This window comes from Geodermatophilus sp. DF01-2 (genome assembly GCF_004571065.1).
Lineage (GTDB): Bacteria > Actinomycetota > Actinomycetes > Mycobacteriales > Geodermatophilaceae > Geodermatophilus.
In genome coordinates, this window is sequence record NZ_SPQN01000056.1 from 21,116 (window position 1) to 29,789 (window position 8,674).

The following is an 8,674-nucleotide window of genomic DNA, read 5'->3' on the forward strand; positions in this document are numbered from 1 at the left end:
CCGTGCAGTGCAGCAGGAGCGGGCGGGGGACCGCAGGAGTCGGGTCATCGCCCGTGCTCCCGGGCCCACGACTGGGTGAAGGTCTCCCGCGGTGGGGCCGGCAGGTCGCGGCTGCGGGTCCAGCCCGACAACGGCGGCGGCAGCGCGGCCGGCAGGGTGGGCCGCCCGCGGGCGAGGAACCGACCGAGGCCGGCCGCTCGCTGGGCCAGCCGCCACAGCCGCGGGTTCGACATCGCCCTCGCCAGCCCCCGGAAGGCCAGGGCCTCCGGCGTCGGCCGCTCCTGCGCCTCGACGTGCTCGGCGCGCAGGTGCACCAGGATCGACGGGATGTCGATGGCGACCGGGCAGACGTCGTAGCACGCGCCGCACAGGGAGCTCGCATACGGCAGCGAGGCGTTGTCCTCGACCCCGGTCAGCTGCGGGGAGAGGACGGCGCCGATCGGGCCGGGGTAGACCGAGCCGTAGGCGTGCCCTCCGGTGCGCTCGTACACCGGGCACACGTTGAGGCAGGCCGAGCAGCGGATGCAGTGCAGCGCCTCGCGGCCCACCTCGTCGGCGAGCACCGCCGTCCGCCCGTTGTCGAGCAGCACCAGGTGGAACTCCTGCGGGCCGTCGCCCGAGGTGACCCCGGTCCACAGCGTCGTGTAGGGGTTCATCCGCTCGCCGGTGGAACTCCTCGGCAGCAGCTGGAGGAACACCTCGAGGTCCCGCCAGGTCGGGACGACCTTCTCGATGCCCATGACCGTGATCAGGGTCTGCGGCAGGGTGAGGCACATCCGGCCGTTGCCCTCGCTCTCGACGACGGCGAGCGTGCCGGTCTCGGCGACGGCGAAGTTGGCGCCGCTGACCGCGACCCGCGCGCGCAGGAACCGTTCCCGCAGGTGCTGCCGGGCGGCCATGGCCAGCCGGCGCGGCTCGTCGGTGAGCGTCGGGTCGACGTCGGCCATGGCCCGCAGGAAGATCTCGCGGATCTCCGCCCGGTTCTTGTGGATCGCCGGCACCAGGATGTGCGACGGCTTGTCCTCCCCGAGCTGCACGATCAGCTCGGCCAGGTCGGTCTCCAGCGCGGCGACCCCGGCGGCCTCCAGCGCCTCGTTGAGGCCGATCTCCTGGGTGGCCATCGACTTGACCTTGACCACCTCGTCGGCTCCCGTGGCGCGCACCAGCCGGGTGACGATCGCGTTGGCCTCGGTCGCGTCTCGGGCCCAGTGCACCGTGCCGCCGCGCTCGGTGACCCGGGCCTCCAGCTCGAGCAGGTGCTCGTCGAGCCGGGCCATGGTCGCGGCCTTGACCGCCTTCCCGGCCTGGCGGAGGGCCTCCCAGTCGGGCACCTCCCCGACGACGGCGGCCCGTTTGGCGCGGATGGTGGACGTCGCGTGCCCGAGGTTGGCCCGCAGCTGCCCGTCGCGCAGCGCGTCGCGGGCGGCGTCCGGGAACGACCGGTCGCCGCGCAGGTGTCCCACCCCACGGGGGGCGGTCGGCAGGCCGAGGAAGGTCGGTGCCGGGCGCGGTACCGACTCGTGCATGGGGGGCGGGGACGTCGCGGTCATGCGGTCACCGCCGGCTGCGTGGTCTGGTGCGGGCTCACGGCGTCCGTCGGGGTGGTGGGGCGGGTGAACTGCTCGGTCGAGGCCAGGATCTCGGCCAGGTGCACCGTCCGGGTGCCCGAGCGCAGCCGGGAGAGGCCGCCGCCGATGTGCATCAGGCAGGAGGCGTCGCCGGCGGTGCACACCTCGGCGTGCGTGGACAGCACGTTGGCCATCTTGTCGGTGAGCATCGCGGTCGAGGTGTCGGCGTTCTTCACCGCGAACGTGCCGCCGAAGCCGCAGCAGGACTCCGCGCCCGGCAGCTCGACCAGCTCCAGGCCGCGGACCGCCCGCAGCAGCCGCAGCGGCCGGTCGCCGACCCGCAGCAGCCGCAGCGAGTGGCAGGTCGGGTGGTAGGTGACCCGGTGCGGGTAGTAGGCGCCGACATCGGTCACCCCGAGGACGTCGACGAGGAACTGCGACAGCTCGTACGTCCGCTCCGCCAGCGCCTCGGCGTCGGCGGCCAGCCCGTGCTCGCCGCCCCGGCGCAGCACCATCGCCTGCTGGTGGTGGATCGAGGCCACGCACGACCCGGACGGCGCCACGACCGCCTCCGCCCCGGCGAAGGCCCGCACGTGGTTGGCCACGACCGGCACCGCCTCGCGCCGGTACCCGGTGTTGACGTGCATCTGCCCACAGCAGGCCTGCCCCGGCGGGACGACGACCTCGTGGCCCAGCCGCTCGAGCAGCACCGCCGTCGCCCGCGCCACCTGCGGCACCATCGTGTCCACCAGGCAGGTGGCGAACAGTGCGATCCTCATGCCGTCCCCTCCCGACGTGCGGTGTGTTCCCGGCAGACCATGCTGGACCCCCGGACACCAGGGTGGTTCACACACAGCTGCTCGCGCAGGTGGTCGTCCCTTCCGGCCTGGCCGAGCCCGGCCGGTCGGGAACGTCTCGCTCGGCCCGGTGCGCCCGCCGGGGAGCCGCCGTCCGGAAAGAGCACCGGCTCCGCGATCACGGGGGCCGGCGCGGGGTCGGCGTCCGGCACGGCGACGACACCGATCTTGTCGTGCGGCGTCCTGCAGTCGGCCAGGGCGTCGTTGGGGCTGTACGAGGAGACGTACACCAGCATCCGGTCGTTGGCGGGGGCGGGCACGAGGGTGTTGGTGTGGCTGCCGCAGTCGGTCGCCACGCTGGCCAGCAGTCGCGGCTGCGACTCGTCGCTGGTGTCCCGGACGCGGATGCCCTCCGAGTAGTCCTGCGGATCGGCCGTCCCGGGTGCGTCACAGGCGTCGCCGGCCCGGCGCGAGTCGGTGGGCGTGATGACGATGTCGCCGTACGCGGAGGCGTCGTGCTGGGAGCCGAGGCAGGAGGTCTGACCCACGAGCGTCGGGGCGCCGGGCTTGCGGACGTTGCTTCTTCTCGGCGCAGTCCCACGGGATCCCGTGGACCCGTGTGGAGTGCTGGGCGGACAGCAGGTCAGCAGCACGCTGTCGTGGAAGGGTCGCTCGGCGTGGCACAGCGTCCGACCGCCCTGCTGTCCCGCCGGAGTTCCGCCCTTCGGCGGCACGGAGACCCGGCGCCCGGACCGGACGGATCAGCGCCGGTCGGCGCCGGCCGGGCGGCTGAGCACTCGGGTGACCGCGGAGGAGGAGCGCAGGGCCACCGGGCGCCCGGCGAGCTCGGCGGCCTCGACGTGGTCGAGCAGCAGCTCGAGGCCGGGCTCGGACAGCGCCGTCACCGACCGGGCGTCGATGCGGTCGACCCGCGCCGGCTCGCGCCCGTAGCGCCGCCAGAACGAGTCGACGGCGGCGGCGTCGACCGAGCCGGCCAGGCAGAGCAGCCGCCCACCGGTGGTGTTGAGCAGCCGGACCACGCCGCGTCGGGTGACGGGGCTGTCGGGGATCTCCGCGGTCACCGCACCAGTGTGCGGTCCCGGGGGACGATCGGCCGGGGCAGCGGCGGGTAGGCGTCCGGGCATGGGCGCGAGCGCAGCGGCAGGTCCGGAGCCGACCGAGCGGGAGGCCGAGGGCCTGGCCCGCCGGCTGGACCGGCCGATGAGCGTGCTGGGGCTGGTGTTCGTCCTCGTCGTCCTCGGCCAGTCGCTGGCGCGGGAGGCCTGGCTGGTCACCACGCTGACGGTCGTCGGCTGGCTGCTGTGGGCGGTGTTCGTCGCGGAGTTCGCGTTCCGGGCGTTCCGCGCCCGCGACCGGCGGCGGTTCTGGGCGCGCAACTGGTGGCAGCTGGTCTTCCTCGCCGTCCCGTTCCTGCGCTTCGCCCGCGCCCTGTCGGTGCTGCGGGCGGCGCGGGTCGGCGGGATTCTCTCCGCCGCCGTCCGGGGCTCGCGGTCGGCCGGGCGGCTGCTGTCGGGCCGGATCGGCTGGCTGGCCGGCGTGACCGGCGTCGTCGTCCTGGCCGTCAGCCAGCTGCTGTACGTGACCGGCAACTACGGGGGGTATGCGACGGCGCTGCACGAGACGGCACTGGCCACCATCACCGGGGAGCCGCTGTCGGCCGAGGGCGGGCTGGCCCGCGTCGTGGAGGTCGTGCTCGCCGTCTACTCGGTCGCCGTGTTCGCCACACTGGCCGGTGCGCTCGGCGCCTACTTCCTCGAGCGCGGTCCCGAGCGGTCCGGGCCCGTGCCGCCCTGAACCGGCGTACCCGGCTGTTCACCGAGGGGCTACCCCACCTCCACGGTCGCGACGTAGCGTGCTGGCGCCATAACTCGTCGTCGACCGAGGAGATCCCGATGAGCCCCCGTCCCCTGACGGTCGCGACCGCCACCGCGTGTCTGGCCGTCCTCGCCCTCGCGACCGCCGCCCCCGCGGCCGCCGGTCCCCAGCCGGGTGGCTCCCAGCAGAAGGCCGGCCCCCCGCCGGTCGAGGTGCAGCTGCTGGCCTTCAACGACTTCCACGGCGCTCTCGAGCCGCCGACGGGCTCCGGCGGGCGGGTGACGCTGTCCGGCGGCACCGTGGACGCCGGCGGCCTGGCGTACTTCGCCACGCACCTGGAGCAGCAGGAGGCGGAGAACCGCAACACCCTCACCATCAGCAACGGCGACCTGGTCGGCGGGAGCCCGTTCCTGTCCGCGCTGTTCCGCGACGAGCCCACCGTGGACGCGATGGACCAGCTCGGCCTCGACATCGCCACCGTCGGCAACCACGAGTTCGACGAGGGCGTCGACGAACTGCGCCGGGTCATCGAGGGCGGTGCCTGCCACCCGGACGACGGCTGCCTGGACGGCGACGGCTACGACGGCTCCGACGCCGCTTGGCTGGCCGCCAACGTCGTCGACCGGGGGAAGGAGCAGCGCCCGATCCTGCCGCCGTACGAGATCCGCAAGGTCCAGGGTGTCGAGGTCGGCGTCATCGGCCTGACCCTGGAGGGCACGCCCTCCATCGTCTCGGCGGCGGGCATCGCCGACGTCCGCTTCCTCGACGAGGTCGAGACGATCAACCGGTACGCCGGGGAGCTGCGCCGCGAGGGCGTCCAGACGATCGTCGTCTCGCTGCACGAGGGCGGCGCGGCCGGCGGCGGCATCAACGCCTGCGACGACCCGACCGGCCCCGCGTTCGACATCGCCCGGAACGTGGACGACGCCGTGGACGTCGTCCTCACCGGCCACACCCACAGCGGCTTCGTCTGCCAGGGCGCGCAGGAGGTCGACGGCAAGCTGGTCACCCAGGCGCTGTCCAACGGCCGGCTGATCACCGACATCGACCTGTCTGTCGACCGTCGCACCGGCGACGTCGTCGCCGCGCGCGCCGAGAACGTCGTCGTCACCCGCGACGTCGCGCCGGACGCCGGGGCGCAGCAGCTCGTCGACCGCTACGCCGCCATCGCCCGGCCGATCGCCGACGAGCCGGTCGGGGCGATCACCGCGGACATCGCGCGCAGCGCGGAGAAGATCGGGAGCCTGAACGGGGAGTCCCCGCTGGGCAACCTGATCGCCGACGCGCAGCTCGCGGCGACCGACGACGAGGCGGGCGCGGTCGCGGCGTTCATGAACCCCGGCGGCGTGCGGGCCGACCTCACGTACGCCTCGTCGCCGGCCGGTGAGGGCGACGGGGTCGTGACCTACGGCGAGGCCTTCGCCGTCCAGCCGTTCAACAACCTGCTGACCACGCTGACACTCACCGGTGAGCAGCTGTACGCGCTGCTGGACCAGCAGTTCGCGGTGGGGAGGGTGCTGCTCCCGTCGAACAGCGTCCGGTACACGGTCACCGGGGGTGCCGTCACGCCGGGCTCGCTGACCATCGACGGCACCCCGGTCGACCGGGTGGCGAGCTACCGGATCACGGTGAACAACTTCCTCGCCGGCGGCGGGGACGGCTTCACCGTGCTGACCCAGGGCACCGACGCGGTGAACCAGCCCGGGTTCGACGTCGACGCGCTCCTCGCGTACCTCGCCGGGGAGCCGGTGGCTCCGCCGGCGACCGACCGGATCACCGTCGCCGGCTGATCCGGCTCCACCCTGCGGCGGGCGTCGCCGGTCCTCGCGACCGGCGGCGCCCGCCGCTGCGTCTCGGTGAGGACCCCGGCGACCGCGTCGGCGAGGATGGTCGCGTGAAGAGCCTCCTCGACGTCGCAGACCCCGGGACGGCGGAGCGCTTCGGCGCCGGAGTGCAGGCGGCTGCCCGCCGGCTGGCCGGGGTGGTCGAGCGGACGCCGCTGCAACGCAACGCCCGGCTGTCGGCGGCGACCGGTGCCGACGTGTGGGTCAAGCGCGAGGACCTGCAGATCGGCCGGTCCTACAAGATCCGCGGCGCCTACAACACAATCAGCCAGCTCGATGCCGCCCGGCAGGCCGCCGGGGTCGTCTGCGCCAGCGCCGGGAACCACGGGCAGGGCGTGGCTCACGCCTGCCGGGCCCTGGGCGTGCGCGGCGCGGTCTTCGTTCCGGGGACGACGCCGCGCCAGAAGCGGGACCGGATCGCCGCCCTCGGCGGGTCGATGGTCGAGCTGGTGGTCACCGGCGACTCCTACGACGAGGCGGCCGCCGCCGCGCTGGCCCACGCGCGGGACGCCGGGGCGACGCTGGTGCCCGCCTTCGACGCCGTTCCCACCGTGGTGGGCCAGGCGACCGTTGCGTTGGAGCTGCTCGAGCAGCTGCCCACGCTGCCGGACGTCGTCGTCCTGCCGGTGGGCGGCGGAGGGCTGCTGGCCGGTTGCGCCACGTGGCTGCGGCTGCACAGCCCCGGCACGCGCATCGTCGGCGTGGAGCCGGCCGGCGCGGCGGGGATGGCGGCCGCGCTGGCCGCCGGTGCGCCGGTCGAGCTGCCGCAGCTGGACACCTTCGTCGACGGCGCCGCCGTCCGCCGGGTCGGCGACGTGACGTTCCCGCTCGTCCGCGACAGCGGCGCTGAGCTGGTCGCGGTGCCGGAGGGGCAGGTCTGCACCGAGATGCTCGACCTCTACCAGGTGGACGGCGTCATCGCGGAGCCGGCCGGGGCGCTGGCGACCGCCGCGCTGACCGGCGGGCTGGTACCCGTCGGTCCGGGGCAGACGGTGGTCTGCCTGCTCTCCGGCGGCAACAACGACGTCAGCCGCTACGCCGAGGTGGTCGAGCGCTCGCTGGTGCACCGTGGCCTCAAGCACTACTTCCTCGTCGAGTTCCCGCAGGAACCCGGCGCGCTGCGGCGCTTCCTCGACGAGGTGCTCGGCCCGGACGACGACATCGTGCTGTTCGAGTACGTCAAGCGCGACAACCGCGAGACCGGGGCCGCGCTCACCGGCATCGAGCTCGGGAGTGCCGCCGACTTCCCGGCGCTGCTCGCCCGAATCGAGGCCAGCCCGCTGCGGATCCAGCACGTGGCACCGGGGACGACGGCCTACCGCTTCCTCGTCTGAGACACGGTCGCCCCCGGCGAGCGTCCGTTCACCGGCTGCGCGGGAGGCGTCTGCTGCCGCGTGTCGGCTCTCGCCGAACCACCCCGCTGACCTGCGTATCCGACTTGCTCATCGGCGCGTTCGAACGTATGATCGACGGCATGGACGGCGGGACGCGGACCGGCACTCCGGGTGCTGGCGCACCTGCCGTGGGGTGGGCGTCCGGGCCGCTGGGGGTGGTGCAGGCCGCGGATCGGGAGATCGGGCGGCAGACGGCTCTTCGGGCGCGGGCGGTGGCGGAGTTCGCCGACACGCGGCCGGCGTCGGCCGACCGCGCCCAGGGTGAACGTGGTGCGATGAGCGCCGAACGCTGGGCCGCCCGGGCCGAGGTGTTGCGCCCGGTGTCGGAGTGGGCGACGCCGGAGGTGGCGATCGCGTTGAACCTGACCCAGCAGGGCGCCGAGCGGCTGCTGGCCGAGTCGCTGATCCTGGTGCACCGGCTGCCGGCGACGCTGTCGGCGCTGGAGTCGGGGGTGCTGCACGAGGGTCATCTGTGGCATCTGATCGACAAGGTCGCTCCGGTCGCCGACGACGTGCTGCGCGCGGAGGTCGAGGCCGAGCTGATCGCCTGGATGGGCCGGCGGCAGGCGGTCACCTCGCCGGCGCAGCTGGGGGACAAGGCCCGCCGGGTGGTCGCGCAGCGGGACGCGGCCGCGGCGGCGCGGCGGTTGGCCCGGGCGCTGACGGAGCGCGGGATCTCGATCCGCCCGGAGCGGGCCGAGGGGATGGCGGCGCTGACCGTGGTGTGCACCATGCCCGAGGCGCGGGCGCTGCACGCCGCGCTGGTGCGGTACGCCGACGCGCTGGCCGACGACCCCGACGGTCCGGACGGTCCGGAGGGGTCGGTGCGGACGCGGGGGCAGAAGATGGTCGACGCGCTGCTGGACCTGGTGCTGCGCCCCGGTGAGACGGAGCTGCCGCCGGTGCAGGTGCTGCTGTCCGTCGTGGCGTCGGTGGGCACGCTGCTGGGTGGGGACGCTCCGGCCGAGGTGGATGGGGAGCTGGTGCCCGCGGAGATGGCCCGTCAGCTGGTGCGCGCCTTCGCCGGCCTGGGCCGGGTTTCCACACCTGCTGCGACGGACGCCGCCGATCCGGCGAACCCGACGGAGCCCGCCGACCCGGCCGCCCTGGCCGAGTCCGCTCCGGCCGGTTCGGGCGTTGGGGTCGATGAGCCGGTCGACGCCTCGGAGGAGGACCCGGCCGGTCTGGGCGCCGAGGCCGGCGAGCCGGTCGGCGCGCCGGAGGAGGAGCCGGCC

Annotated in this window: 8 protein-coding genes; 4 read left to right on the forward strand and 4 right to left on the reverse strand. The window is 74.6% G+C overall.

Annotation, left to right across the window (positions count from 1 at the left end; translation table 11 throughout):
* Positions 1-44: 44 nt before the first annotated feature.
* From E4P41_RS14785 to E4P41_RS14800, 4 genes are all read right to left on the reverse strand, one after another.
* Positions 45-1,550, reverse strand: coding sequence for a LutB/LldF family L-lactate oxidation iron-sulfur protein (locus E4P41_RS14785; RefSeq protein WP_245177362.1), 1,506 nt, complete (start codon positions 1,548-1,550; stop codon positions 45-47).
* The gene (locus tag E4P41_RS14790) at positions 1,547-2,347 is read right to left on the reverse strand and encodes a (Fe-S)-binding protein (protein ID WP_135142037.1); all 801 of its coding nucleotides are present in this window, start codon (positions 2,345-2,347) and stop codon (positions 1,547-1,549) included. The genes E4P41_RS14785 and E4P41_RS14790 overlap by 4 nt, the downstream gene beginning before the upstream one ends.
* Positions 2,344-2,913: a hypothetical protein gene (locus E4P41_RS14795; RefSeq protein WP_135142038.1), complete on the reverse strand. Its 570-nt coding sequence runs from the start codon at positions 2,911-2,913 to the stop codon at positions 2,344-2,346. The genes E4P41_RS14790 and E4P41_RS14795 overlap by 4 nt, the downstream gene beginning before the upstream one ends.
* Positions 2,914-3,126: 213 nt before the next feature.
* A complete protein-coding gene (locus E4P41_RS14800) occupies positions 3,127-3,447 on the reverse strand; it encodes a hypothetical protein (RefSeq protein WP_135142039.1) in 321 nt (106 codons plus the stop codon).
* Between the two features lie 61 nt (positions 3,448-3,508).
* On the opposite strand from E4P41_RS14800, the gene E4P41_RS14805 reads away from it, so the two are divergent.
* From E4P41_RS14805 to E4P41_RS14820, 4 genes are all read left to right on the forward strand, one after another.
* Positions 3,509-4,180 (forward strand): hypothetical protein, encoded by a 672-nt coding sequence (locus E4P41_RS14805; protein WP_135142040.1) that lies wholly within the window; start codon positions 3,509-3,511, stop codon positions 4,178-4,180.
* Between the two features lie 98 nt (positions 4,181-4,278).
* Complete coding sequence (locus tag E4P41_RS14810; RefSeq protein ID WP_135142041.1) at positions 4,279-5,991, forward strand: bifunctional metallophosphatase/5'-nucleotidase; 1,713 nt, start codon at positions 4,279-4,281, stop codon at positions 5,989-5,991.
* Positions 5,992-6,095: 104 nt separating this feature from the next.
* A complete protein-coding gene (gene ilvA, locus E4P41_RS14815) occupies positions 6,096-7,379 on the forward strand; it encodes a threonine ammonia-lyase IlvA (RefSeq protein WP_135142042.1) in 1,284 nt (427 codons plus the stop codon).
* 140 nt (positions 7,380-7,519) lie between these two features.
* A partial coding sequence (locus E4P41_RS14820) for a DUF222 domain-containing protein (RefSeq protein ID WP_245177363.1) occupies positions 7,520-8,674 on the forward strand: 1,155 nt, incomplete at its 3' end.